Annotated in this window: 21 protein-coding genes and 1 riboswitch; of the genes, 6 read left to right on the forward strand and 15 right to left on the reverse strand. The window is 69.0% G+C overall.

Translation table 11 applies throughout. The features are described 5' to 3' along the window. Nucleotides 1–11 precede the first annotated feature (11 nt). The 5 genes from fdxA to typA all read right to left on the reverse strand — a co-directional run bounded on the left by fdxA (nt 12) and on the right by typA (nt 5,548). Entirely contained in the window at nt 12–329 is a 318-nt protein-coding gene (gene fdxA, locus ACEN9V_RS06130; RefSeq protein ID WP_281267201.1) for a ferredoxin, read from the reverse strand. 36 nt (nt 330–365) lie between these two features. Then, the gene (locus ACEN9V_RS06135; protein ID WP_413602549.1) at nt 366–1,589 is read right to left on the reverse strand and encodes a PIG-L family deacetylase; all 1,224 of its coding nucleotides are present in this window, start codon (nt 1,587–1,589) and stop codon (nt 366–368) included. Between the two features lie 40 nt (nt 1,590–1,629). Then, on the reverse strand, nt 1,630–2,175 hold the full coding sequence (locus ACEN9V_RS06140; protein ID WP_413602550.1) for a hypothetical protein: 546 nt from the start codon (nt 2,173–2,175) through the stop codon (nt 1,630–1,632). A 209-nt stretch (nt 2,176–2,384) separates the two neighbouring features. Continuing rightward, complete coding sequence (locus ACEN9V_RS06145; protein ID WP_413602551.1) at nt 2,385–3,578, reverse strand: amidohydrolase; 1,194 nt, start codon at nt 3,576–3,578, stop codon at nt 2,385–2,387. A gap of 47 nt (nt 3,579–3,625) precedes the next feature. Continuing rightward, entirely contained in the window at nt 3,626–5,548 is a 1,923-nt protein-coding gene (typA, locus tag ACEN9V_RS06150) for a translational GTPase TypA (RefSeq protein ID WP_281267197.1), read from the reverse strand. 121 nt (nt 5,549–5,669) lie between these two features. On the opposite strand from typA, the gene ACEN9V_RS06155 reads away from it, so the two are divergent. Further along, nucleotides 5,670–6,419 (forward strand): CPBP family intramembrane glutamic endopeptidase, encoded by a 750-nt coding sequence (locus ACEN9V_RS06155; RefSeq protein ID WP_413602552.1) that lies wholly within the window; start codon nt 5,670–5,672, stop codon nt 6,417–6,419. Between the two features lie 164 nt (nt 6,420–6,583). Here ACEN9V_RS06155 and ACEN9V_RS06160 read toward each other — a convergent pair whose 3' ends face one another. Genes ACEN9V_RS06160 through ACEN9V_RS06170 form a run of 3 tightly spaced genes read right to left on the reverse strand, consistent with a single transcriptional unit; the run spans nt 6,584 to nt 10,708 of the window. Next, entirely contained in the window at nt 6,584–8,716 is a 2,133-nt protein-coding gene (locus ACEN9V_RS06160; RefSeq protein ID WP_413602553.1) for a dipeptide ABC transporter ATP-binding protein, read from the reverse strand. Beyond that, a complete protein-coding gene (locus tag ACEN9V_RS06165; RefSeq protein WP_413602554.1) occupies nt 8,713–9,723 on the reverse strand; it encodes an ABC transporter permease in 1,011 nt (336 codons plus the stop codon). Before ACEN9V_RS06165 ends, ACEN9V_RS06160 begins: the two co-directional genes overlap by 4 nt. A 1-nt stretch (nt 9,724) precedes the next feature. Then, nucleotides 9,725–10,708 carry an ABC transporter permease gene (locus tag ACEN9V_RS06170; RefSeq protein ID WP_402729085.1) on the reverse strand — a complete coding sequence of 328 codons (984 nt, stop codon included), beginning with the start codon at nt 10,706–10,708 and terminating at the stop codon, nt 9,725–9,727. Nucleotides 10,709–10,851: 143 nt separating this feature from the next. Between ACEN9V_RS06170 and ACEN9V_RS06175 the strand changes: the two genes are divergently transcribed. The 3 genes from ACEN9V_RS06175 to ACEN9V_RS06185 all read left to right on the forward strand — a co-directional run bounded on the left by ACEN9V_RS06175 (nt 10,852) and on the right by ACEN9V_RS06185 (nt 13,986). After that, nucleotides 10,852–12,534, forward strand: a complete 1,683-nt coding sequence (locus tag ACEN9V_RS06175) for an ABC transporter family substrate-binding protein (protein ID WP_413602555.1) — start codon at nt 10,852–10,854, stop codon at nt 12,532–12,534. Between the two features lie 173 nt (nt 12,535–12,707). Continuing rightward, nucleotides 12,708–13,187 carry a peroxiredoxin gene (locus ACEN9V_RS06180; protein WP_413602556.1) on the forward strand — a complete coding sequence of 160 codons (480 nt, stop codon included), beginning with the start codon at nt 12,708–12,710 and terminating at the stop codon, nt 13,185–13,187. Nucleotides 13,188–13,416: 229 nt separating this feature from the next. Next, a complete protein-coding gene (locus ACEN9V_RS06185; protein ID WP_413602557.1) occupies nt 13,417–13,986 on the forward strand; it encodes a PH domain-containing protein in 570 nt (189 codons plus the stop codon). Between the two features lie 584 nt (nt 13,987–14,570). On the opposite strand, the gene ACEN9V_RS06190 is transcribed toward ACEN9V_RS06185, so the two are convergent. The 7 genes from ACEN9V_RS06190 to gcvT form a co-directional block, all read right to left on the reverse strand. Next, nucleotides 14,571–16,313, reverse strand: a complete 1,743-nt coding sequence (locus ACEN9V_RS06190; RefSeq protein WP_281267189.1) for a dipeptide ABC transporter ATP-binding protein — start codon at nt 16,311–16,313, stop codon at nt 14,571–14,573. After that, nucleotides 16,310–17,260 (reverse strand): ABC transporter permease, encoded by a 951-nt coding sequence (locus tag ACEN9V_RS06195; RefSeq protein WP_281267188.1) that lies wholly within the window; start codon nt 17,258–17,260, stop codon nt 16,310–16,312. The genes ACEN9V_RS06190 and ACEN9V_RS06195 overlap by 4 nt, the downstream gene beginning before the upstream one ends. Then, nucleotides 17,250–18,179, reverse strand: a complete 930-nt coding sequence (locus tag ACEN9V_RS06200; RefSeq protein WP_402729081.1) for an ABC transporter permease — start codon at nt 18,177–18,179, stop codon at nt 17,250–17,252. Before ACEN9V_RS06200 ends, ACEN9V_RS06195 begins: the two co-directional genes overlap by 11 nt. Before the next feature lie 220 nt (nt 18,180–18,399). Next, nucleotides 18,400–20,031, reverse strand: a complete 1,632-nt coding sequence (locus ACEN9V_RS06205) for a peptide ABC transporter substrate-binding protein (RefSeq protein ID WP_413602558.1) — start codon at nt 20,029–20,031, stop codon at nt 18,400–18,402. 665 nt (nt 20,032–20,696) lie between these two features. Next, nucleotides 20,697–23,621, reverse strand: a complete 2,925-nt coding sequence (gene gcvP / locus ACEN9V_RS06210) for an aminomethyl-transferring glycine dehydrogenase (RefSeq protein WP_413602559.1) — start codon at nt 23,619–23,621, stop codon at nt 20,697–20,699. Then, on the reverse strand, nt 23,618–23,995 hold the full coding sequence (gene gcvH, locus ACEN9V_RS06215) for a glycine cleavage system protein GcvH (RefSeq protein ID WP_413602560.1): 378 nt from the start codon (nt 23,993–23,995) through the stop codon (nt 23,618–23,620). The genes gcvP and gcvH overlap by 4 nt, the downstream gene beginning before the upstream one ends. Before the next feature lie 5 nt (nt 23,996–24,000). Next, nucleotides 24,001–25,143 carry a glycine cleavage system aminomethyltransferase GcvT gene (gene gcvT / locus ACEN9V_RS06220; RefSeq protein WP_413602561.1) on the reverse strand — a complete coding sequence of 381 codons (1,143 nt, stop codon included), beginning with the start codon at nt 25,141–25,143 and terminating at the stop codon, nt 24,001–24,003. 170 nt (nt 25,144–25,313) lie between these two features. Continuing rightward, a riboswitch (glycine riboswitch) is annotated at nt 25,314–25,421 on the reverse strand. A 100-nt stretch (nt 25,422–25,521) separates the two neighbouring features. Between gcvT and ACEN9V_RS06225 the strand changes: the two genes are divergently transcribed. After that, nucleotides 25,522–25,899: a BlaI/MecI/CopY family transcriptional regulator gene (locus ACEN9V_RS06225; RefSeq protein WP_413602562.1), complete on the forward strand. Its 378-nt coding sequence runs from the start codon at nt 25,522–25,524 to the stop codon at nt 25,897–25,899. A 37-nt stretch (nt 25,900–25,936) separates the two neighbouring features. After that, nucleotides 25,937–26,662 carry a M56 family metallopeptidase gene (locus ACEN9V_RS06230; RefSeq protein ID WP_281267181.1) on the forward strand — a complete coding sequence of 242 codons (726 nt, stop codon included), beginning with the start codon at nt 25,937–25,939 and terminating at the stop codon, nt 26,660–26,662. Nucleotides 26,663–26,670: the final 8 nt, after the last annotated feature.

Here is a 26,670-nt window from a genome sequence, read left to right on the forward strand (position 1 = left end):
GTGCGTGTCGTTCAGCCGCGCGGCGGTTCGGCCATGACGACCGGGTGGTCCTTGTGGATCACCCCGACCTTGGCGGCACCGCCCGGGGAGCCCACCTCGTCGAAGAACTCGACGTTGGCCTTGTAGTAGTCGGCCCACTCGTCCGGGAGGTCGTCCTCGTAGTAGATCGCCTCGACCGGGCAGACGGGTTCGCAGGCGCCGCAGTCCACGCATTCATCCGGGTGGATGTACAGCGAGCGATCGCCCTCGTAGATGCAGTCGACGGGGCATTCGTCGATGCACGCGCGGTCCTTGACGTCGACACAGGGCTGGGCGATCACGTAGGTCACGGTCGGGTTGCTCCCTTCGAACTGAGCGCTTCGAGTCTACTCGCGGGCGGCCGGCGTCCCTGACCGCGGGCCGTCGGCGTCGACACGGGCGTCGGCGGCGGCGCGCGCACCGGACAGGTCGGGCCACGCGAGCGCCAGCATGGCGACGATCGCCGGCCCGAACGTCCACACGTACCCGGCGGTGTTCGCGAGCACGAGCGGGGAACTCTGCCCGCCGACCGAGACCAGCACCTGCGTCGCGACGATGACCCCGATGCCGATCGCCGCGACCATCGCCCGCGACCGGTACAACAGCCGCACGCCGACCGTCAGCCCGACGACGATCAACGTCGTCAGGACGATGCCGATCGGGAAGGCAGCGAGGGTCTGCTGGTGGGTGATCGTGCCGAGTCCGCCGGCGAGGAGCCCGACCACGAGCGACACGACGACCGCGGTCGCCTTCCCGGCAGGGGTCATCTCGGCGTACGTCTCGGGGGCGGGCGCCGACGGAGGTGCGTCGTGCCGGAAGGCCTCGGTCGCCGGAGCCTGGTGACGCGCACCGTGCGGCATCACCCACGACAGCGCGAGCGGGTCGGCGGGATCGACGGGGTCGACGGTGACCTGGGAGCGGTACTGCTCGACCGCCGCACGGACCTTCGCCCGGACCGGGAGCACGTCCACGGTCAGGTCCGCTTCACCGGATCCCGGGTCGACGATCATCGAGAACGGGACGTCCTCGGCCTTCGCCGCGTACTTCGCCGCGTGGTGCACCCGCACGTGGTCCGGATGTCCGTACCCGCCGTCGTCGGCGTAGCTGATGACCGCGTCCGCCGCCGTGGAGCGGATCGCGGCGCGGACGTCGTCGACGACCTCGCCGAGGTCGGCCATCGTCAGGGAATCAGCGGGGGCGTCGTCCGCGGCGACCGCTCGCCCGTCCGCTCCCCACTGCATGCCGGAGTCCGTGTAGCGGCGCTCGGGCAGGTCGGTCGGTCGGGCACCGGGTCCGCCGAGCCAGAGGTGTGCAGGTCCCCCGAGGGCGGCGAGTGCCGCCGCGATCTCGGTCTCACGGTGGGCGGCGACGCGCGGCGCGTCACCGAAGAGCGGCGCCAACTCCGGCGTGAGCATCTCGCCGCGCTCGCCCCTGGTCGCCGTGAGCACGGTGACCTCGGACCCGAGCTCGAGGAGCGTCGCGATGGTGCCACCGGACGACAGGGTCTCGTCGTCGGGGTGGGCGTGCACGATGAGGACACGCTCGGGGCGCGTCGCGGTGGCCTTCGACATCGGGTCCAAGCGTACGGGACCGTGGCCGGACGAGGCCTGCCTAGCGCGGGGTGACGATGTACGTCGCGGTCGCCCCGGCGTCCGACTTCGAGAAGGTCAGGACGATCCGGTGGTCGTCGCTCCGGAAGATCCCGAACGCACTCGACGTGTCCGACCGCTTCGCCGACTCGGTGAACCCGGCGTCGGTGAGCTGCTGCGCGGCCGCGGCGAAGTCGTCGACCCCTGCGGCCTGCACCTGCACCACCCAGCCGGACCCGTTCGGACCGGTCCCACCGCCGAGTACCGTCCCGTCCACGAGCGGCACCGCTGCGGTCGGGAACCCCTCGGGGACCTTGCCGTCCGAGGTCACGTTCGCGCCCTTCAGCGCGGTGTCGAGCGCGCCGTCGATGCCGCCGGCGATGTTCGACATGCCCTGCTCGATCGCGGAGCCGTCGATGCCCTGCACGTGCTCGCTGACGTCCGAGGCCACCGAGGACCCGAGGTCCGTCGCCTGCTTCAAGGTGTCCGAGGAGCAGCCGGTGAGCCCGGCCAGGGCGATGCCGGCCGCCACGGCGGCCACGAGCGGGGTGCGGATGGCGTTGCGCATGCGGCGACAGTAACGAACCAGGCAGGAGGCCCGGCGCGAGTTCCCTGGGAGTCTCACCTCCCTGCCGGGCGCGACCCGAGCCTCCCGTCCGGTCCGCTGCTGGGTCGGAACACGCGCAGGAGGTCGGAACGCGCGTAGGGGGTCAGTTCTTTCGACTCCCTACGCGCGAAACCGCTTCCCAATGCGGGCAATGTGGGAAGGAACGCGCGTCAGCGCAGGTAGGCGCGCGCGGCCGCGACGAGCGCGTCGACGCCCACCGGGATCGCGGTCTCCGCCTGCGGCGCGTAGAACGGCGAGTGGTTGCTCGGGATGTCCTCGCCGCGACGGAACAGCTCCGGGTCGGTGATGCCCGTGAACCAGTACACGATCGGCACGCCAGCAGCCGTGGCGAGCTGCCCGACGTCTTCCGACGCCATCGCGAGGCCGGAGTCCAGGTCGACGGCGTTCGGGACCGCCGGACGGAGGGCATCGAGGACCTTCGCGGCTTGCTCCGGGTCGTTCACGAGGACGTCGGCACCCGAGAACCGCTCGATCGTCGGCTCGGGCAGGCCACCGGCCTGGCTCTCGGCACGGACGATGCGCTCGATCGAGTCGATGATGCGGCCGCGGGTCTCCTCGTTGCGCGCCCGCGTCGAGATCTCGATGACCGCCTTGTCGGGGATGATGTTCGCCCGGCTGCCGGCGTGGAAGCTCCCGACGGTCACGACACCCGCGTCGCTCGGGGAGGTCTCGCGGGAGACGATCGTCTGCAGCCGCACGACCGCCGACGCCGCCGTGACGACGGGGTCGAGCGAGGACTGCGGAGCCGAGCCGTGGGCCCCGCGGCCGTTGAAGGTGACGGCGAACCGGTCGCTCGACGCCATCACCGCGCCGGCACCGACGGCGACCATGCCGACCGGGGCGGGTGCCGAGTGCTGGCCGAGCACGATCGAGGGCTTCGGGAATCGCTCGACGAGGCCGTCGTCGACCATCGCCCGGGCACCGGAGATGACCTCTTCGGCGGGCTGGAACACGGCGACGACGGTGCCGGACCAGTCGGCCTTCGTCGCGGTGAGGCGCTCGAGCGTGCCGAGGAGCCACGTGACGTGGATGTCGTGACCGCAGGCGTGCATCGTCGGGACGTCGGCGCCGGTCTCGTCGGTGCCGCGGTGGGTGCTCGCGTACGGCAGGCCCGTGCGCTCCTCCACCGGCAGGCCGTCCATGTCGGCACGGAGCCAGATGACCGGACCGTCGCCGTTCGACAGGACCCCGACGACGCCGGTGCCGCCGACGCCCTCGGTCACGTCGACACCGCCCAGCTCGTGCAGTTTCGCGGAGACGACACCGGCGGTGCGGTGCTCCTGGAAGCCGAGTTCCGGGTGGGCGTGGAGGTCCTGGTACAGCGAGAGGAGGTCGAGAGTCACGGCATCAACCGTATCCCTCGACCTCCTCGTGCACTGTGCGCGGGTGCTTAGGCGTCCTGACGCTTCAGGCGGGCGTACGCGCGCTGCCGGGCCTGTGCGTCGAGCTCGACCTTGCGGATGCGCACGGCGTCGGGGGTGACCTCGACGCACTCGTCCTCGCGGGCGAACTCCAGGCACTCCTCGAGGGAGAGCTGGCGCGACGGCGTCATCGACTCGAAGGAGTCGGCGTTCGCCGAACGCATGTTCGTCAGCTTCTTCTCCTTCGTGATGTTCACGTCCATGTCGTCGGCTCGCGAGTTCTCGCCGATGACCATGCCCTCGTAGACCTCTTCGGTGGGGTTGACGAAGAACGTCATCCGCTCCTGGAGGTTCGTGATGGCGAACGGCGTGACGACACCGGAGCGGTCGGACACGATCGAGCCGTTGATGCGGGTCTGGATCGGGCCGGCCCACTCGGCGTAGCCGTGCGAGATCGCGTTGGCGATGCCGGTGCCGCGGGTCTCGGTGAGGAACGACGTGCGGAAGCCGATGAGGCCACGCGACGGCACGATGAACTCCATGCGGATCCAGCCGGTGCCGTGGTTCGTCATGTTCTCCATGCGACCCTTGCGCGCGGCCATGAGCTGCGTGATCGCGCCGAGGTGCTCCTCCGGCGTGTCGATCGTCATGTGCTCGTACGGCTCCTGGAGCTTGCCGTTCTCGTCACGCTTGGTGACGACCTGCGGCTTGCCGACCGTGAGCTCGAAGCCCTCTCGACGCATCTGCTCGACGAGGATGGCCAGTGCGAGCTCGCCGCGACCCTGGACCTCCCACGCGTCGGGGCGGCCGATGTCGAGCACCTTGAGCGAGACGTTGCCGACGAGTTCGCTGTCGAGCCGGTTCTTGACCATGCGCGCGGTGAGCTTGTGGCCCTTGACCTTGCCGACGAGCGGGCTCGTGTTGGTCCCGATGGTCATCGAGATCGCCGGGTCGTCGACCGTGATGGTCGGCAGTGGGCGGACGTCCTCGGGGTCGGTCAGGGTCTCACCGATGGTGATCGTGTCGAAGCCGGCGACGGCGACGATGTCACCGGGACCGGCGGACTCGGCCGGGTAGCGGTCGAGCGCCTTGGTGATGAGGAGCTCGGTGATGCGGGCGTTCTGGACGGTGCCGTCGTGCTTGACCCACGCGACCGTCTGGCCCTTCTTCATCGTGCCGTGGAAGATGCGCAGCAGCGCGAGGCGGCCGAGGAACGGCGACGCGTCGAGGTTCGTGACGTGCGCCTGCAGCGGGTGCTCGTCGTCGTACTTCGGGGCCGGGACGTGCTGGAGGATCGCTTCGAAGAGCGGCTCGAGGTCGTCGTTGTCGGGCAGCGAGCCGTCGGCCGGCTTGTTGCGGCTGGCGGCGCCGGCACGACCCGAGGCGTAGACCACGGGGACGTCGAGGATCGCGTCGAGGTCGAGGTCGTCGACCTCGTCCGAGAGGTCGGACGCGAGACCGAGGAGCAGGTCCTGCGACTCGGAGACGACCTCGTCGATGCGGGAGTCGGGGCGGTCCGTCTTGTTGACGAGCAGGATCACCGGGAGCTTCGCGGCGAGCGCCTTGCGGAGCACGAAGCGGGTCTGGGGCAGCGGGCCCTCCGACGCGTCGACGAGCAGCACGACACCGTCGACCATGGACAGGCCGCGCTCGACCTCGCCACCGAAGTCGGCGTGGCCGGGGGTGTCGATCACGTTGATGGTGATGGGGCCGTCGGAGCCGAACTCGGTCGCGTGCTTCCCGTTGTAGAGCACCGAGGTGTTCTTCGCGAGGATGGTGATGCCCTTCTCGCGCTCGAGGTCGTTCGAGTCCATCATCCGGTCTTCGCCCTCGAAGTGGGCGTCGAACGAGTTGGTCTGCGTGAGCATCGCGTCGACGAGCGTGGTCTTGCCGTGGTCGACGTGTGCCACGATGGCGACGTTGCGCAGGTCGGACCGGGTGGCGAGCGCCATACAGGACATCCTTCAATTTCTGGGAGAGTGTCGGGCCGACGTCGTCACGACACCGCACCCGCGGGCAGAACGCCCGACACACCAGTCTACCGGTAGTTCGCAAGTGGCAGGAGTACAGCACATGAGCCGACGGCGAACGTGGGTCGAGATCACGATCGTCCTGATGCTCTCGTTGGGCGGCAGCGCGCTCTACTCGGTGCTGCAGATCATCGACGACCTGTCGCAGACCACTCCGCTCGGGCAGCAGTCCACGGCGCTCAACACGTCGACGACCACGGTGCAGTACGTCGACCTCGCGAGGCAGCTCGTCGGCATCGCGGTGGACCTGGCCCCGGTCGCGCTGGTCTGCTACCTGCTCTGGAGCACCACCCGACCACACCTGTCGCGCCTGGGCATCGACCGGTTCCGGGCCGGCTCCGACATCGGCGTCCCCGTCCTCATCGCGCTCGGCATCGGGATCCCGGGGCTCGCGCTGTACTTCACGGGCCGTGCGCTCGGGTTCACGGTGAACGTGAACCCCGCTGCACTCGACTCGTACTGGTGGACGATCCCCGTCCTGCTCCTCTCCGCGATCCGCTCGGGGCTGCAGGAGGAGGTCATCGTCATCGGGTACCTGTACGCGCGCCTCGGCGAGATCGGGTGGGGGCGCTGGCAGATCATCCTGTCCACCGCACTGCTGCGCGGCAGCTACCACCTGTACCAGGGCTTCGGTGCGTTCGTGGGGAACGCCGTGATGGGCATCGCGTTCGGGTGGATCTACACGAAGTGGGGCCGGCTCATGCCCCTCATCGTGACGCACTGCATCCTCGACGCAGCCGTCTTCGTCGGGTACCCCTGGGTGGCGCACGCGTTCCCGGCGCTGTTCCGGTAGTCGCCGCCGGCGACCACGCGGCGGACGGGAGGCTCGGTGCGCGTCCGGCACCGAGCCTCCCGTCCGGCACCTGGTCAGGAGCGGCCGACGGACGAGTGCGCAGAAGGCGGGACCCGGGCGCGTCCGTGAGCCCGTCTTCTGCGCACTCGATCGAGTGTCGGCGGCTACGCGGTCAGCGTCGCCACCTGGTCCGGGTAGTGGCACGCCGCGCGGTGGTCGACCGACGCACCGCGGTGCGACGTCTTCTCGGGGACCTCGTCCTCGCAGCGCGACTTCTGCGCGTCCGGGAGCATCGCGTACAGCGGGCAGCGCGACCGGAACCGGCAGCCGGTCCGACGCTCGGTGGGACTCGGCGGGTCACCGGGGAGCAGGATCGTCGTCCGGCTGCGCTCGATCACCGGGTCGGGCACCGGCACCGCCGACATCAGCGCCGCCGTGTAGGGGTGCATCGGGCGTTCGAAGACCTCGTCCACCGCGCCCTCTTCCACCGTTCGGCCGAGGTACATGACGCTGACGCGGTCCGCGACGTGCCGGATCACCGACAGGTCGTGCGAGACGAACAGGTACGACAGGCCGAGGCGCGCCTTGAGCTCGGCGAGCAGGTTCAGCACGCCGGCCTGGATCGAGACGTCGAGTGCGGAGACCGGCTCGTCGAGGACGATCAGCTCCGGCTCGGTGGCGAGCGCCCTGGCGATCGAGATGCGCTGCCGCTGGCCGCCGGAGAACTCGTGCGGGTAGCGGTCGGCCTCGGCTGAACGGAGTCCGACGAGTTCGATGAGCTCCGGCACGCGGTCGGCGATGCGGTCGGCACTCGCTCCGACTGCTCGCAGCGGTTCTGCCACGACGTCGTACACGGTCATGCGCGGGTCGAGGCTCGCCGCCGGGTCCTGGAACACCATCGAGATCCGGTTGCGGAGGGTCTTCGTGCCGGACTTGCTCGTGTCGACCGGGGCGCCGAAGAGCTCCACGGTGCCGACCTCGGGACGCTCCAGGTCCATCAGCTGGTGCAGCGTCGTGGACTTGCCGGAGCCGGACTCCCCCACCAGCCCGAGCGTCTCGCCCTGGCGGATGTCGAGGTCGACCCCGTCGACGGCGTAGACCTCGCCGACCTTGCGGCGGAAGACCGAGCCCTTGACGAGCGGGAACGTCTTCGTGAGCCCCTCGACCTGGACGACGGGGTCGCGGTCGGCGCGCTGCACGTGCGCGGCCGGGGCGGTGTCGATCGACGGCAGCGTGAAGATCGCACCCGCGTCGGCGTGGGCCTTCGCGACCTCGTCGGTGCGGTGGCAGGCGGCGGCGTGCGGGACGCTCGTGTCCACCGGCGCCTCACCGGGGACGCCGGCCGCGACGTCGAGGACCTCGAGCGCCGGCTCGGACGTCCGACATGCCTCGGCGGCGAGCGGGCAGCGGTCGGCGAACGGGCACGCGTCGGCCAGCCCGATGAGTGACGGCGGCGATCCGGGGATCGGCACGAGCGGACCGCCGCTGGACTCGTCGAGCCTGGGCAGCGCGCCGATGAGGCCGATCGTGTACGGCATCCGGGGCCGCGCGAACAGCTCGTCGGCGCTGGCGGTCTCCACGATCCGTCCCGCGTACATGACCGCGATCCGGTCGGCGATCCCGGCGATGACGCCGAGGTCGTGGCTGACGAACACCAGTGCTGCGCCGGTCTCCCGCTGCGCGGTCCGGAGCACGTCGATGATCTGCGCCTGGATCGTCACGTCGAGCGCCGTGGTGGGCTCGTCGGCGAGGATCACCTCGGGGTCGTTCGCCATCGCCATCGCGATCATCGCGCGCTGCCGCATGCCGCCGGAGAACTCGTGCGGGAACGCGTCGACGCGGCTCTCCGCCTGCGGGATGCCCACGAGCTTCAGGAGCTCGATCGCACGCTCACGGGCCTGCTGCTTCGTGACGTCGCGGTGGATCCGGACGGTCTCGGCGATCTGCTCGCCGATCGTGTACACCGGCGTGAACGCGGACAGCGGGTCCTGGAAGACCATCGCCACCTTCGACCCGCGGAGCTTGCTCATCTGCCGGTCGCTGCGACCGACGAGCTCCTGCCCGTCGAGGTCGATCGAGCCGGTGACGACGGTGGTCTCCGGGAGCAGGCCGAGGATCGCCATGCTCGTGACCGACTTGCCCGAGCCGGACTCGCCGACGATGCCGAGGACCTCGCCACGGCGGAGCTCGAGGTCCACCCCGCGGACGGCGTGCACCTCGCCCCGAGGGGTCGGGAAGCGGACGTGCAGGTCGCGGACGCGGAGGATCTCGTCGGTGTTCGTCGTGGTGGTGCTCATGCGCCCGCTCCGGCCTGGGTGTTCAACGCGGCGACGTCCACGGCCGCCTGGTTCTGGTCGCGACGACGGTTCCGCTTCTGCCGCTTGCCGGTGGTCGACGTCGGGTCGAGGGCGTCCCGCAGCCCGTCACCGATGAGGTTCGCGGCGATCGCGAAGACCACGAGGGCACCGGCTGCGAAGTAGAACAGCCACGGGCTCGTCAGCGCGTTGTCCTGGTTCTGGGCGATCAGGGTGCCGAGCGAGACGTCGGGCGCCTGCACACCGAAGCCGAAGTAGCTCAGCGTCGTCTCCCCGAGCACCGCGGTCGCGACCTGGATCGTGCCGTCGATGATCAGGAACGATGCCACGTTGGGCAGCACGTGCCGGAAGATGATCCGGAACGGTCCGATGCCCATGTAGCGGGCGGCGCGGACGAATTCGCGTTCCTTGACGGACAGCGTCATCGAGCGGACGACGCGGGCGGTGATCATCCAGCCGAAGACGGTGATGAGGACCACCAGGACGATCCAGCCGGCGTTCTGGATGCGCGGGCTGATGATCGCGATGATCAGGAACGACGGCAGCACGAGCAGCATGTCCACGAAGAACATCACCAGCCGGTCGACCCAGCCGCCGAAGTACCCGGCGGCGGCCCCGGTGATGGCCGCGATGGCCGTTGAGAACACCGCGACGAGCAGTCCGATGAGCAGGCTCTTCTGCATGCCCCTGGCGGTCTGGGCGAACACGTCCTGACCGATCCCGTTCGTGCCGAACCAGTGCGCTGCGCTCGGCGGTCGGGTGAACGCGGTGTAGTCGATCTGCGAGTACTGCCACGGGCTGACCAGCGGCCCGATGAACGCGAAGGCGAAGAGCAGCAGCACCACGACGGTGCCGATCGCCGCGCCGCGGTTCATGAACAGGCGGCGGACGGTCTGCGCGAGGCGGTTGTTCTGCCGGGTCGCCCGTGCCGGGGTGTCGCTGCGGGCGACGAGGGTCGGGTCGACGGGCTCGATGCGGGTGTCGGTCATCTCAGCTCCTCCGCACGCGCGGGTCGAGTGCTGCGGTCGCGACGTCGGCCAGGAACCCTGCGACCAGGACGACCACCGCCGCGAACAGGGTGTACGCGGTCACCACGTTGACGTCGTTGTTGTTCACCGCGTCGATGAACCACGACCCCAGCCCGTTCCACGCGAAGATCTTCTCGGTCAGGGTCGCGCCGGTCAGGATCCCGAGGAACCCGTACGCGAACAACGTCGTCATCGGGATCAGTGCCGTCCGCAGGCCGTGCTTGAACGTCGCGCGACCGCGGGTCAGGCCCTTCGCCCGCGCCGTGCGGAGGAAGTCCGAGCCCAACACATCGAGCATCGTCGCGCGCTGGTACCGGCTGTAGATCGCGATGAGCCCCACGGCGATCGAGATCGTCGGCAGCAGCAGGTGCGCACCGCGGTCGAGCAGGAGCGTCCAGGTGGACCCGTCCAACCCGGGGGTGGCCTCCCCCGTGAAGTTGATGATCTGGCGTCCCGCGTCCTGGTTCAGCTTCGTCGCCCCGATCTTCAGGAAGACGGCGGTCAGGAACACGGGCGTCGAGAACAGGACGATCGATATCGCTGCGCTCACCCGGTCCGACAACCGGTACTGCCGGATCGCGTTCCAGACACCGACGAGCACCCCCAGCACGATGCCGGCGACCGACCCGACCAGCAGCAGACGGAGGCTGACGCCCAGCCGCGGGAAGAACTGCTCGTTCACCGAGCGGTCCTGGATCGTCTGTCCGAGGTCGCCGTGCACGACGTCTCCGAGCCAGTGCGTGTACCGGATGACGATGGGCGTCTTGTCGTTGACGCCGATGTCGTCGAGCTTGGCGTCGATGACCTGCGCCGACGGCGCCGGGTTGCGCTGCGCGTAGACGGAGCGGGGGCTGAACGTCGCCGATGCCAGGAAGTAGGTCAGCGAGGTCGCGATGAAGACGAGCACGACGTAGTACACGAATCGACGCGCCAGGAAGCGGATCATTCCGCCACCTTACGGCCCCGATTGTTTCCGGCAGATCACATGGACCGTCCAGCCGGGTAACGATTGATGGTTCGAACACGAAATGTTCTCCCACCCCCGCGCGAGGGCCATAAGGTGAATCCCAACTTCACGAGGGGAACAGAATGAAGCACGGGAAATTCCTTGCGGTCACGGCGGCCCTCGCCGGGATCGCACTCGCCGTCACCGGCTGCTCGGGCGGTTCCGGCAGCTCCGGCAACGACAGCTCCAGCGACTCCGGCAAGAAGACCCTGCCGACGTCGGCACAGATCAACGCACAGCCGGTCTCCGACCTGGAGAACGGCGGGACACTCCGTCTGCCGATCTCGCAGTGGGTGTCGCAGTGGAACTACAACCAGGTCGACGGTCCGCTCGTCGACGCGTCGACGATCGAACAGGCGACGATGCCGTTCATCTACACGATCGACGACAAGGGCGCGCCGACCCTGAACACGGACTACGTGTCCAAGGCCGAGGTCACCAGCGACGACCCGCTCACCATCTCGTACACGATCAACGACCAGGCCAAGTGGAACGACGGCTCGCCGATCACCTGGCGTGACTTCGAGAACGAGTGGAAGACCACCAACGGCACGGACAAGGACTACCTGATCGCCGGGTCCACCGGATACGAGGACATCGACTCCGTCACCCAGGGCGCGACCGAGCGCGACGTCGTGGTCAAGTTCGCCACACCGTTCTCCGACTGGAAGTCGCTGTTCAGCCCGCTCTACCCGGCCAGCCAGACGAGCACGCCGGACCAGTTCAACAACAACTACAAGGGCAAGGTCCCGGTCTCCTCCGGCCCGTACAAGATCACCGACCTCAACGAGACCGCCGGCACGGTCACGATGAAGCCCGACGAGAACTGGTGGGGTGACAAGCCGAAGCTCGATCAGGTGATCTTCCGCTCGCTCGACGGCAACGCCGACGTGGACGCCTACCTGAACAAGGAGATCGACTCCGTCCTCACGACGACGTCGGAGCGCTTCGACCGGGTGAAGAACGCGAAGAACACGAAGATCCTCGCGTCCACGTCCGCCCAGTACACGCACGTCGACTTCTCGACGAACGGCCTGCTCAAGGACAAGCAGCTCCGACTGGCGATCCAGCACGCGGTGAACCGCGACGCGCTGGCGCAGGTCATCGGTGGCACGCTGCCCTACAAGCTCGGCACCCTCGACAACCACCTGTTCCTGTCGACCGACAAGGGCTACAAGTCGAACATCAAGCCGAACGCCACGTTCGACGTCGAGAAGGCGAAGAAGATCCTCGACGACGACGGCTGGAAGACGGATGGCACGTACCGATCGAAGGGCGGCAAGACGCTCTCCATCGCGATCACCATCCCCTCCGGCGCTCCGACGTCGCAGCAGCTGGCCCAGGTCATGCAGCAGCAGCTCAAGGAGGTCGGTGTGAAGCTCACGCTGAAGTCGGTCGCGACGGACGACTTCTTCGAGCAGTACGTCACGCCGGGCAACTACGACATGACGATCTTCGTCTGGGGCGGCACCGGCTTCCACTCCAGCAGCGCGACGATCTACACGTCGGGCAGCGTCGGCCAGAACTACGGCCGGGTCAGCTCCGACACGATCGACAAGCTGACGAAGCAGGCCCTCTCCGAGCCGGACTCGGACAAGGCCAACGTCATCTGGAACAAGATCGACAAGCAGGTCTGGGCGATCGGGCACTCGATGCCCATCACGGCCAAGCCGGCGCTCGTCGCACAGAACCCGAAGCTCGCCAACTACGGCGCGTTCGCGGGTGCACAGAACATCGACTGGACGAAGGTCGGCTTCACCAAGTAGCCACCGACGGACACGACACAGCGGGGCCGAGCGCAGCAGCGCTCGGCCCCGCTGGCCGTTTCGACAGCACCCGTCCGACCCCGCTGGCCGTTTCGACAGCAACCATCAGGACTCACAGCCCTCGCGCAGCGCGCCGAGGGCTCCCCTGCCCCCGCGCGCCGTACGTTGTGCACATGAGCATCCCCGCGGTCGGCGAACCCGCCCCGACCTTCACCCTGCCGGGCATGATCGTCCGCGACGGGGTGCGCACCGACGACGAGTACGACCTGTCGTCCGAGATCGGTCGCACGATCGTCCTCGCCTTCTACCCGGGCGATGCCACCCCGGTCTGCACCGCACAGCTCTGCAGCTACCAAGAGGAGCTCGACGACTTCGACGACCTCGGTGCCGTCGTCTGGGGCATCAGCCCGCAGGCGCTCGACTCGCACGAGGCCTTCGCCCGCGACTCCTCGCTCACCTTCCCGCTCCTCAGCGACACCGCGGGCACCGTCATCCGCGACTACGGGGTCCGCGCGCCGGGGCTCGGACTCCGACGGTCCGTGTTCGTCGTCGGCCCGGACGGCGTCGTCCGCTGGCGGCACATCGGACTCGTCGGGCTTCGGTTCCCGAAGGCCTCCGTGATCCGCGGGGAGATCGAACAGCTCGTCCGGTAGGTACGTCCGCATCGACTTTGCGCTCGATCGGCGTGTCGGTTTCCTGATCCTTTCGGTCGGGGGTATTGACACCCGAACTGGGGTCGGGGACCATCGACGGTACGAGAGATCCGTCATGGATTTGCCTCCCCGGAACATCGGGTCGTCAGTTGGTACGCGCACGGCGTTTCACGCCCGCTCAACAGACGGTTCCGGGGAGGCACTCTCGCACCTCTCCTACGATGGAGCCGTGAGCGACTCCCCCGGCCCCGAACCCGCGCGCATCGTCGCTCCCGGCATGCGGACGTTGGCCATCGTGCTCTGGGCAGTCGCCGTCGTCCTGCTCGTCCTCGGCTTCATCAGCCGTGGTGACACGTCGGTCCTCCTCGTGCCGATCCCGAGCATCTTCATCGCGTTCGTGGCGTGGGCTGCGCTCTGGCGTCCTCGGCTGCTGCTCACCCCCGACGCGCTCGTGGTCGTCGACGTCCGACGCACCTCGACGTACGCCTGGCGCCGTGTCACCGGCGTGCGGACGAAGTACGGCCTCGAGATCCAGTCGAACGAACCCGACCGTCGCACCTGGATCGCGCCGCGGCCGACGGCACGTTTGCGCGTGGACCGGCCGGGAGGCTCGGTGCCAGTGACCGTGGACGCTGCGGCCGCCGAGGTGCTCGCGTTCGTCCCCGCGGCGGCTCCGCAGGACGGCCCGCCTCCGGCGACCGTCACCCCGCACCCGATCGTGCACCGTGTCCACGGATGGACGATCCTCGCGATCACGATCCTCGCCATCGCCGCGTCGATGGCCGCTGCACGCCTCTGACCGCACCCGCCGACGCGCGGGCTGGGCGCCATCAGGGCGTGCGAGCGTGCGTGCGCGGGTGCTCGTGCGTGCGCTCGCTCCTGCCTGCCTGCGTGCGTGCGTGCGGACGGGCGTGGGTGCGTGCGCGGCGGACCCTGACTCGAGCGGGCGGAATACCCGTGTCGGTCCCAACACGAACCCGGGCATTTCGCCCGCTCGGCCGCACGCGGCGCGCGTCCCACGGTGAAGTCGCCGTCCGTGGCGGCTCGGTGGACCCGAGGCGACACGGACTGCGATCTCACCCGGCGTCGATCCGGGTACGAGGCGGGCGTGACAGTCGCGCGGACGAGGGGCGGTCCTCCAGTCCGTGTCCACGGTCGAGCGGGCGGAATACCCGGGTGCGCGCTCGGGGCGACCACGGTATTTCGCCCCCTCGACGGAGGCGCGGCCCGCGGGAACACGCCCGCACGTCGAGCGGGCGGAACACCCGGGTGGGCGCTCGGGGCGACCACGGTATTTCGCCCGCTCGACGGGGCGGGTGGGGCGGAAACGCGGAACGCGCCGCCCCATCGGGGCGACGCGTTCCGTGTGCGGTGAACGGGGGCTCAGCGTCCGAACTCGAACGAGGCGCCCGGGATCGCGGCCAGGAGGTCGCGGGTGTACTGCTCGCGCGGGTTGGCGAAGACCTCGTCGGTCGTCGCCTTCTCCACGATTTGTCCCTTGCGCATGACACACACGTTGTCCGCGACGAGGCGGACGACGGCGAGGTCGTGCGTGATGAACAGGTACGTGAGGCCGAGTTCCGACTGGAGCTCGGTGAGGAGCTCGAGGATCTGACCCTGCACGAGCACGTCGAGCGCGGAGACCGCCTCGTCGAGCACGATGACCTCGGGCTTCAACGCGAGTGCACGCGCGACGGCGATGCGCTGCCGCTGACCGCCCGAGAGCTCGTTCGGGTACCGGTTCACCATCGAGGACGGCAACGCCACCTGGTCGAGGAGCTCGCGCACGCGAGCGCGACGCGATGCCTTGTCGCCGACGCCGTGCGTGACGAGCGGCTCCGCGATCGTGTTCCCGACGTTGTACATCGGGTCGAGGGAACCGTACGGGTCCTGGAACACCGGCTGCACACGGCGGCGGAAGTCGAAGAGCTCCTTGCCCTTCAACGCACCGATGTCGGTGCCGTCGAACTGGACGGTGCCGCTCGTGATGCCCTCGAGCTGCAGCACGAGCTTGGCGACGGTCGACTTGCCCGAGCCGGACTCACCGACGAGCGCCGTGGTGGTGCCCTTCGGGATCGAGAACGACACGTCGTCGACGGCCTTCAGCTCACGCGACGCGAGGTTCTTGCCGCGCAGCTTGTAGATCTTCTGCAGGTTCTTGACGACGATGAGGTCCTCGGCCGGCTGGTGCTCGCGCTCCTGGGCGCGTGCGATCAGTTCGGCGTCGTCGCTGCCGCTGTCCGAGATCGCGATGCTCTCGTGCTGCACCTTCGACTGGATGCGGCGGCTGGCGAGGGACGGCGCCGCGGCGACGAGTCGCTGCGTGTACGGGTGCTGCGGGTTGCCGAGGATCTCCTGCGACGGACCCGCCTCGACGACCTGCCCCTTGTACATCACGACGAGCTTCTCGGCACGCTCGGCAGCGAGGCCGAGGTCGTGCGTGATGAAGAGGACGCTCGTGCCGTAATCGCGGGTCAGGGTCTCGAGGTGGTCGAGGATGACTCGCTGCACGGTCACGTCGAGCGCGCTCGTCGGCTCGTCGGCGATGAGCAGCTGCGGGTGGCTCGACAGACCGATGCCGATGAGCACGCGCTGCCGCATGCCGCCGGAGAACTCGTGCGGGTACTGCTTGAGACGGTTCGCGGCGTCGCCGAGACCCGCTTCCTTCAGGACCTCGATCGCACGCTCGCGCACGGCCTTCTTGCCGGTGGCCATGCCGTTCGCACGGATCGCCTCTTCCACCTGGAACCCGATGGTCCACAGCGGGTTGAGGTTCGACATCGGGTCCTGCGGGACGTAGCCGATCTCCTTGCCGCGGATCTCGGACATCTCCTTGTCGGAGAGGCCGACGAGTTCGCGACCGTTGAACTTGATCGAGCCGCCGGTCACCTGGCCGGCGCCGGGCAGCAGCTTGATGATCGCCTGGGCGCTCGTGGACTTGCCGGAACCGGACTCGCCGACGATCGCGAGTCGCTCACCCTGCTCGAGGGTGAAGTCGACACCGCGGACCGCCTGGACGAACCCGCTCTGGGTCTTGAAGCCGATCTCGAGACCGGAGATCTCGAGGAGCGGCGCGCCGTTCGCGTTGGCGCGACGCGCGGTCGGCTCGGTCAGCGTCTCGCTCATCGGCGGGCCCTCGCCTTCGGGTCGAGTGCGTCGCGGACCACGTCACCGAGGAGGAGGAACGCGAGCACGGTGATGGACAGGGCGAGCGACGGCCAGAAGATCGTCGACGGGTTGGTGCGGAGCGACGGCTGCGCGGCGTTGATGTCGTAGCCCCAGCTGAGCGACGACGGCGGCAGACCGATCCCGAGGAACGACAGGGTCGACTCGGCGACGATGAACGTGCCGAGCGAGACGGTCGCGACGACGATCACCGGGGCGATCGAGTTCGGGATGACGTGGCGGATCAGCGTCTTGAACCGGCTCACACCGAGTGCCGCCGATGCGGTGACGTAGTCCGCGTTCTTCGCGGACAGCACCGCACCGCGCATGATGCGGGCGATCTGTGGCCACGCGAACGCCGCGAGGACGAGTGCGACCGTCCACGGGCTGCGCTGCGGGATGCTCGACATGATCACGATCGCGCCGAGGACGGTCGGGATCGAGAAGAAGATGTCACCGATGCGGGACACCACGGAGTCGAGCCATCCGCCGTAGAAACCGGCGAGCGAGCCGACGATCACGCCGACGATGACCACGAGGATCGTCGCGACGAGGCCGACGAGCAGCGAGTTCTGCGTGCCGTAGATGACACGGGAGTAGACGTCGCAGCCCTGACGGGTGTACCCGAGGATGTGGCCGGCACTGCCGCCCTTCCCGGAGTTCGACAGGTCGCATGCACGCGGGTCGGCGTGTGCGAACACACCCGGCACCAGCGCGACGGCGATGATCAGGACGATCAGGACGCTCGACACCCAGAAGATCGGACGGACGCGCATGGAGTCCCACGCGTCGGTCCAGAGCGACCGGGTCTTCTCGTCTTCGTTGACGTTGTCGATCGCCTGGAGCGGCGTCTCCTCGAGCGGCGCGACGTAGTGCGTCGCCGAGCGCGATTCGGTGTTACTTGGCATAACGGATCCTCGGGTCCAGGACGGCGTACAGCAGGTCGACCAGGAGATTGGCGAGCATGAAGATGATGACCATCACGGCGACGAACGACACGACGGTCGGACCCTGGCCGAGCTTGACGGCCTGGTAGACCGTGCCGCCGACGCCGTGGATGTTGAAGATGCCCTCGGTCACGATCGCGCCGACCATCAGGTTGCCGATGTCGATGCCGAGGTAGGTGACCACCGGGATCAGCGAGTTCCGGAAGATGTGCACACCGATGACGCGGCGACGCGGGAGGCCCTTCGCCGTGGCGGTGCGCACGAAGTCGGCGCTCATGTTCTCGGCGACGCTGGCCCGTGTGAGTCGCACGATGTAGGCGAACGACCCGGTCGCGAGGACGATCGCGGGGAGCACGAGCTCCGACCACGGCGCCTGACCGGAGACCGTCGCACGGAACAGTCCGAGCTGGATCCCGAGTCCGTACTGCAGGACGAAGCCGATGACGAACACCGGGATCGAGATGAGGAACAGGCTGACGACGAGCGCGGTGGCGTCGAAGAGCTTGCCCTTCCGGAGGCCGGCGATGACACCGACGACGATGCCGGCGACCGACTCGAACACCAGCGCGAGGATCGCGAGGCGTGCCGTGATCGGGAACGCCTGCGCGAGCTGCTCGGTGACCGGGATCCCCGAGTACGTCATGCCGAGGTCGCCGCGGAACACGCCGCCGATCCACAGCAGGTACTGGACGATGAAGGGCTTGTCGAGGTTGTACTGCGCGCGGATCTGTTCGATGACCTGCGGCGACGGCTGGTGGTCGCCGAAGAGCGCGGCGATGGGGTCTCCGGGGAGGAGGAACACCATCAGGTAGATGAGGAACGTGGCACCGAAGAACACGGGGATCAGCTGCAGGAGGCGCTTCCCGAGGTACCAGAGCATCAGATCTCCGCCTGGTTCGGAGCGAGCATGTGGATCACAGTCATTTCGTCGTGGGTGGACGTCGCGTGAGTTGACACGGCTGCCCGGCGCGGGAGGCGGCGCCCGCTTGGGTCGTGGGGGGGAGGTGTTGCCGCCGCGGTACGGGGGCCCGAGGACTGATCGTCCCCGAACCCCCGTCCGGTGGTGTTGCTGCTGATGCAGGATACCTGCGATCAGTTCGTTACTTCTTGACCTCGACGTCGTAGTAGAGCGGCACCGAGTCCCAGCCGAACTTGACGTTCGACACGTTGTCAGCGGACCACACACCGGTCACGTTCGAGTACCAGAGGGGGATCTCCGGCAGGTCCTTGAGCAGGAGCTCCTGGGCCTGGTCGAAGATCTTGTTGCCTGCCTCGACGCTGTCGGCCGACTGACCCTGCTTGAGCAGGTCGTTGAACTCTGCCGAGTCGTAGCGCGAGTAGTTGTTCGACGAGCCCTCACCCATGGTCGGGCCGAGGAAGTTGTACAGCGACGGGTAGTCGGCCTGCCAGCCGGTACGGCTCGCGCCGGTCAGCTTGTCGTTCGTCTGGACGTCCAGCGCCTCCTGGAAGGTCGGGTACGCCTTACCCTCGGCCTTGATGCCCAGGGTGTTGGAGATGCTGTTCGCGACCGCGGTCACCCACGCCTCGTGTCCGCCGTCGGCGTTGTACGAGATGGTGAGGGTGTCGTTGTACGGCGAGATCTTGTCGGCCTCGGCCCAGAGCTTCTTCGCCTCGGACTTGTTGTAGTCCAGGACGTCCGAGCCCTTGAGGTCCTTCGACCAGCCGTCGATGACCGGCGAGGTGAAGTCGCTGGCCGGCGTACGGGTGCCGTCGAAGATCTTCGAGGTGATCTGCTTGCGGTTGATGGACATCGACACCGCCTCGCGACGGAGCTTGCCCTCCTCGCCCTTCCAGTGGTCGAGGTAGTAGGGCAGGTAGATGCCCTGGAAGATCGCGGCCGGCTGGTTCACGTTCGAGTCGGGGAAGTCCGACTTGTAGTTCGCGAACGCGCTGTCCGGCACGGCGTCGAGGATGTCGAGGTTGCCACCCTGCGCGTCGGAGTACGCGGTGTCCTGCGAGGTGTAGAACGTGATCGTCAGACCACCGTTCTTCGGCTTGCGCTTGCCCTCGTAGTCCTTGTTGGTGACGAGCTTGATGTCCGTGTTGTGCGTCCACGCGCTCTTGCTGGCCAGCTTGTACGGGCCGTTGCCGATCGGGTTCTCACCGAACGCCTTGGGGTCGTCGTAGAACGACGACGGCAGCGGCACGAACGCCGAGTAACCGAGCGACAGCGGGAAGTCCGACTGCGGGGACTTCAGGGTGACGGTGAACTCGTCGTCGCTCTTGACCTTGAGGCCCGTGAGCTCGGAGTCAGCGTCGGCGCTGTAGCCCTCGATGTTCTCGAAGTAGTAGCTCGCGCCCTGGGCGTTCGACTTCTGCGCCGCCCAGTTCCACGCCTTCGTGAAGGACTCCGCGGTGATCTTCTCGCCGTTCGTGAACTTCCAGCCCGTGTTGAGCTTGATGTCGAACGTCTTGGAGTCGTCGGTGGTGATGCTCTTCGCGACCTCGTTCACCGGCTTGCCGTCGGCGTCGTAGGAGCGGAGTCCCTCGAAGATCGAGTTGATGATCTTGCCACCACCGGTCTCGGTGGTGTTCGAGGGGATGAGCGGGTTCTGGGGCTCGCTGCCGTTGGTGGTGACGATGCCGTTCGCGTTCGTCGAGCCGGAGCCCGAGTTGCTTCCGCTACCACTGTTGCTGGAGCAGCCGGCCAGGGCGATTGCTGTGGCCCCGAGCACGGCGAGGGCTGCGAGCCCAGCGCGCTTCTTGATCAAGAGTTCCTCCTGGTGCATGGGACGCGCCCGGCACAGAGGTGTCGCCAGGCGCGTTTGACCTTTGCACTGTAGGCAGTGCGCTGAGAACCCGCCAAACCCTGGAACGAACGGTTACACGCTGGTAACCAACTTGCATGATCCTTGCGAGATGCTGCAAGATATGCGCGTTTCACGGCACAACATGCTGGATTGTTGCATCTGCATCATCTTCGTTGCGCATCGGAACAGTTCTTCGCAGTGTGCCACCTCTTCGGGGGTCATGTCACGGAAGCTCGTGTCCGCGTTTCGGCGGGCATGACATGCCCGACCCCATGTGTGGGCTGTGCGGCGTCTGGACGCAATGATCCACCGCTTGGACGAATCGGACCGCTCCACCGTGTGTCGGGGGCGTGGTAGGAGGTTCGAGGGCAGCGGGGTGGGGGTGGTGGCGCGGACTCAGAACGACAACACCGCTGTCGTACGACGACGAGGGTGTCGCTACTGCGCTCGCACAACAGGCAGCGCCCGCAACGAACGACAGGATCGCTGTCGTACGACAGCGAAAGTGTCGTTCCGGCTCGGAAACGCGACGGACACCCCCGCACCCCGCAACCCGACGGACACCCCCGCACACGCCGACGGCCCCGGAGCGAGATGCTCCGGGGCCGTCGATGTGGGGACAGGGTCTACGCGAACGCCTCCACCGGCGGGCACGCGCACACGAGGTTGCGGTCGCCGTATGCCTGGTCGATACGACGCACCGGCGGCCAGTACTTCCGCTCGGCGATGCCGGGCAGCGGGTACACCGCCTGCTCCCGCGTGTAGGCGTGCGTCCACTCCCCCGAGATCGCTGACGCAGCCGTGTGCGGCGCCCCGACGAGCGGGTTGTCGTCCGCCGGCCACTCCCCACGCTCGACCGCCCCGGCCTCGGCGCGGATGGCGAGCATCGCGTCGACGAAGCGGTCGAGTTCCGCGAGGTCCTCGCTCTCGGTCGGCTCCACCATGAGCGTGCCCGCCACCGGGAACGACATGGTCGGCGCGTGGAAGCCGTAGTCCACGAGGCGCTTGGCGACGTCGTCCACGGTGATCCCGGTGGCGTCCCGGAGCGGACGGAGGTCGAGGATGCACTCGTGCGCGACGAGCCCCGACTCGCCGGTGTAGAGCACCGGGAACGCGTCACGGAGGCGCGCCGCGATGTAGTTCGCACCGAGCACGGCGGTCTCCGTCGCACGGGTGAGCCCCTCGAGCCCCATCATGCGGACGTACGACCACGTGATCGGCAGGATGCTCGGGCTGCCGTACGGCGCGGCCGAGACCGGACCACCGGCATGCGCGAGCCGCTGGTCCGGAGACGACGTCGACCCGGGTCGACGGTCGTCGTCCTGCGCGAACGGGTGCCCCGGCAGGAACGGCGCGAGGTGCGCCTTCGCCGCGACGGGCCCGACGCCGGGGCCGCCACCACCGTGCGGGATGCAGAACGTCTTGTGCAGGTTGAGGTGCGAGACGTCCCCGCCGAAGTCCCCGAAGCGTGCGTGCCCGAGGAGCGCGTTGAGGTTCGCGCCGTCCACGTAGACCTGGCCGCCGGCGTCGTGCACGGCGTCGCAGATGTCACGGATGTCGTGCTCGTACACGCCGTGGGTGGAGGGGTACGTGATCATCAGCGCCGCGAGCGTGTCGGCGTGGTCGGCGACACGAGCACGGAGGTCGTCGAGATCGACGTTCCCGTTCTCGTCGCACGCCACGACCACGACCTTCATGCCGGCGAGCACGGCGGACGCGGCGTTCGTGCCGTGCGCGCTCGACGGGATGAGGCACACGGTGCGCGCGTCGTCCCCGCGGGACCGGTGGTACCCGCGGATCGCGAGGAGCCCGGCGAGCTCGCCCTGGCTGCCGGCGTTGGGCTGGACGGAGACGGTGTCGTACCCGGTGACCTCGGCGAGCCAGGTCTCGAGGTCGCTGATCATCCCGAGGTAGCCCTCGACGTCGGAGCGCGGCGCGAACGGGTGGATGTCCGCGAACTCCGGCCACGTCACCGCGGCCATCTCGGTCGCCGCGTTGAGCTTCATCGTGCAGCTGCCGAGCGGGATCATGCCGCGGTCGAGCGCGTAGTCCTTGTCGGCGAGGTGCTTGAGGTACCGCATCATGCGGGTCTCGCTCCGGTGCGCGCTGAACACGGGGTGCGTCAGGTACTCGCTCTGCCGCAGCAGGCCGGACGGGAGGCCCGGGGTCGCGTCCGCCACGGCCGTCTCGACCGCGTGCTGGTCCGGTGCACTGCCCCCGGCCAGCAGCCCGGACAGCACGCGGACGTCGTCGGGCGTGGTCGTCTCGTCGACGGAGACCAGGAGCGTGTCCGCGTCGACGAGGTGCAGGAGGTACCCGGCAGCGTGCGCGGCGTCCACGAGCTCGCGGGCGCGTCCGGGCGCCCGGAGTGTCAGCGTGTCGAAGAACGAGTCGTGGACGACCTCCACGTCGGCGGCCCGTGCGGCATCGGCGAGCGCCGACGTCGTGCGTGCGACGCGGTTCGCGATGAACCGGAGCCCTTCTGGCCCGTGGTAGACCGCGTACATCGACGCCATGACGGCGAGGAGCACCTGCGCGGTGCAGATGTTCGACGTCGCCTTCTCGCGACGGATGTGCTGCTCGCGGGTCTGCAGGCTGAGGCGGTAGGCCATGCCCCCTGCTGCGTCGAAGGACACCCCGACCAGCCGGCCGGGCAGCTGTCGTTCGAGCCCGGCGCGGACGGCGAGGTACCCGGCGTGCGGGCCACCGAAGCCGAGCGGCACGCCGAAGCGCTGCGAGGTGCCGACGGCGACGTCCGCGCCGAGGTCCCCGGGGGACGCGAGGAGCGTCATCGCGAGCAGGTCGGCCGCGACGACGGCGATCCCGCCGCCCGCGTGCACACGCTCGATCGTCGACGACGGGTCGACGACGTGCCCGGAGGCACCCGGGTACTGCAGCACCACACCGAACGCGCCGTCGAGCTGCTCGTCCGTGGGCCCGGACACGGCGTCGAACGCGCGCAGGGTGATCCCGACGGCGTCGGCACGGTGGTCGAGCAGCGCCCGCGTCTGCGGCAGCAGGTCTGCGTCGACGAGGAACGCGTCGCCCTTGACCTTCGACGCGCGGCGGGCGAGGAGCATGCCCTCCACCACGGCGGTGCCCTCGTCGAGCATCGAGGCGCCGGCCGTGGCCATGCCGGTGAGGTCGGCGACCATCGTCTGGAAGTTGATGAGCGCTTCGAGGCGCCCCTGCGAGATCTCCGGCTGGTACGGCGTGTAGGCCGTGTACCAGCTCGGGTTCTCGAGCACGTTGCGCTGGATGACCGCCGGCGTGTGGGTGCCGTAGTAGCCGAGGCCGATCATCGCCCGACGGACGGTGTTCTTCGCCGCCATCCCGCGGAGTTCGGCGAGTGCCTCGGTCTCACCGACCGCGGTCGGGATCGACGACGACGACACCGGTTCGGCGTGGATCGACTCCGGGATCGCCGCGCGGACGAGGGCGTCGAGGGACGGCTGCCCGACGACGTCGAGCATGGTCCGCTGGTCGGCCGGGGTGGTCCCGATGTGCCGGTCGGCGAACGACGTCTGCAGGTTCAGGTCGGTGTCCGTCATGCGATGGACGCCCGGTACGCGTCGTGGTCCATGAGGTCCTCTGGGAAGTCCGTGCCCTCGACCTTGATCTTCACGAGCCAGCCGGCACCGAACGGGTCCTGGTTGACGGTGTCGGGCGCGTCGACGACGGCGTCGTTGACCTCGACGACCTCGCCCTCGATCGGCGCGAAGAGCTCGCCGACGCTCTTGGTCGACTCGATCTCGCCGAGCTGCTCGCCGGCGGTGGTGGCGGTGCCGACGGCCGGCAGCTCGACGTAGACGACGTCGCCGAGCTGCTCGGCGGCGTGGTCGGTGATGCCGACGGTGACGACGTCACCCTCGACGAGCAGCCACTCGTGGTCCTTGGTGTACTGCAGTGCGCTCTGGTCGGTCATGACGGTCAGCCTTTCGCGGGGCGGCGGTAGAAGGGGAACGGGGTGACGGTCGCGGGGATGGCGGTGCCGCGGACGTCGATGTGGAGGACTTGTCCCTCGGCGGCGGCCGACGGGGCGACGAAGGCCATCGCGACCGGGTGGCCGAGCGTCGGGGAGAGCGCGCCGGAGGTCACCGTGCCGACGACGTCCCCGTCGTGCAGCACCGGGTAGCCGGCACGAGCGGCTCGGCGGCCCTCCATCACGAGGCCGACGAGCACGGGCGCGTCCTCGGCTGGCGCGACGCCGGCAGCACCGACGAAGTCTCCCGAAGGGGCGACGACCCGACCGAGCCCGGCCTGCGCCGGACGGGTCGACACGGTGAGCTCGTGGCCGTAGAGCGGCATGCCGGCCTCGAGCCGCAGGGTGTCCCGAGCCGCGAGTCCGGCGGGGACGACACCGCGCGAGGACCCCGCGTCGAGCAGTGCGTCCCAGATCGCCGGGGCGACCTCGGGGTCGCTGTAGATCTCGAAGCCGTCCTCGCCGGTGTAGCCGGTGCGGGCCACGAGGACCGACGACCCGTCGAAGGTCGCGTGCAGTGCCCGGTAGTAGCGGAGCTCGTCGAGCGGGGACTCGGGCTGCAGCCGGTCCTCGACGACCAGCGCGTCGAGGGTCCCCGCGGCGGCCGGCCCCTGGATCGCGACGAGCGCTGTGGTGTCGGAGTCATCTGAGACGACGACGTCGAACCCGTCGACCCGCGATCGCAGCGCGGACACGGCGACCTCGCGGTTCGCGGCGTTCGCGACGACCAGGTAGGTGTCGTCGTCGGTCCGGTACACGACGAGGTCGTCGAGGATGCCGCCGGCGTCCTCGAGCAGGAGCGAGTACTTCGCCCGGCCGACGGTCATCGCACCGAACGCGCCGGCGAGCGCGTGGTCGAGGAACGCCACGGCGTCGGGACCCGAGACACCGATCTCCGCCATGTGCGAGAGGTCGAAGACGCCGGCGGCCTGGCGCACGGCGTGGTGCTCGGCGAGGTCGGACGAGTAGCGCACGGGCATGCGGTACCCGGCGAAGTCGGTGAAGGTCGCGCCGGCCGCTTCGTGCGCGGCCTCCAGCGGCGACGAGCGCAACGACGGCGACGACGACGGCGACGAAGAAGGATCTGACATGCGGAGTTCTCCCGAGGTCGGGCAGCCCCCGACGACGATCGCCGGGCGCGAACTCCCCCTCTGTCATGGGCCTGAGAGTTTCACCGCGGCCCGTGAGGTCCGGCGGCTTTCACCGTGGGCGAGTCGTTCCGCACCCGGAGGGTGGAGGAGCGCCTGCTTTTCAGAGTGGCCTGTCCGCTGCGGTGTTGGACCTGAGAGATTGGCGGGGAGGATGCTCCTTCGGTGTCGCACGACCACCGACGAGCGGTGGCCGGCACGACGTCTCCCGCGGCGGGTGGTCGGCCTCGATGTTCTGTTGTCCGCGGGAAGCTTACCGAGATCGCGTTACGGGCATGTGACACGTGCCACGACCGCTTCGACATCTCGTAGAGTGGCCTGGTGGCAGGACAGAGACAGCGCCCCCGCGGGCAGCTCGAGCAGGCGGTGCTCGACGCGCTCTGGTCCGCCGACGACTCGGGCCTCACCGCACGACAGGTGCTCGACGCCTTCCCGGAGCCCCGACCGGCGTTGACGACCGTCCTCACCGTGCTCGACCGGCTCGGCCGCAAGGGCACGGTCGAGCGGCAGCAGCACGCCGAGGCACCCCTGACCTTCCGCGCCACCCACAGCCGAGAAGAGCAGACCGCGTCGCTCATGTCGACCGCGCTCGCAGCGGCGTCCGACCGCGAAGCGGCGCTGCTGCAGTTCACCGGCTCGCTCGCCTCCGACGACCTCGACGTCATCCGCCGGGCGCTCGACGCCCGCGCCCGATCCTGACGACGAGCCAGCACACGACGAGCATGGCGACAGCGACGTGGTGATCACCGGCATCGTGCTCATCGTGCTGGCGTTGGCCGTCGTGGTCGTCGCGCCCCGCATCCTGACCCGCTCCGCCTGGACGATCGACCGCCCCCGCACCGCGCTCCTGAGCTGGTCGGTCGCCGTCCTCCTCGGCGCGCTCGGCTTCGTCGCCGGCATCACCCTCGTCGTGCTCGCGAACCGCCCGATCACGTTCGGTGCTTCTCCGACGCACGGCCTCAACATCGGGGTCGCCGTGCTGGCCGTGCTCGCCTTCGTCGTCGCCGTGCGCGTCCGGCCGGGCCCCGAGCACCAGGCCGTCCGCGAGGCGATGCGCTCCGGCGTCGCCCCGCACCGCGAGATCGACGGCACCCTGGTCGCGGTCGTCGAGGCGGAGCACGCGCTCGCGTGCGCCGTCCCCGGCCGGAGCGGCGGGGTGCTGGTCAGCACCGGTCTCGCAGACCGGTTGCGGACCGACGAACTGGAGGCAGTGGTCGCCCACGAACGCGCCCACCTGCAGCAGCGCCACGCGGCCGTCGTCGCGGTCGCCGAATCGATCGAGCGTGCGGTCCCGTGGATCCCCGGTGCGCGCGCGATGGCGCGCTCGACACGCGTCCTCGTCGAGTTCGCCGCGGACGACGCGGCCGCGCGCCGTACCGGACGCGACGCGGTGCGTCGAGCCGTCCTGGTGGCGGACGAGACGAGCGCGCTCGCGGTGATCCGGGCCTCCAGGCTGGGCTGACGGACCAT

Origin of the sequence: Curtobacterium sp. Curtsp57 (assembly GCF_047324335.1) — a bacterium.
Lineage (GTDB): Bacteria > Actinomycetota > Actinomycetes > Actinomycetales > Microbacteriaceae > Curtobacterium.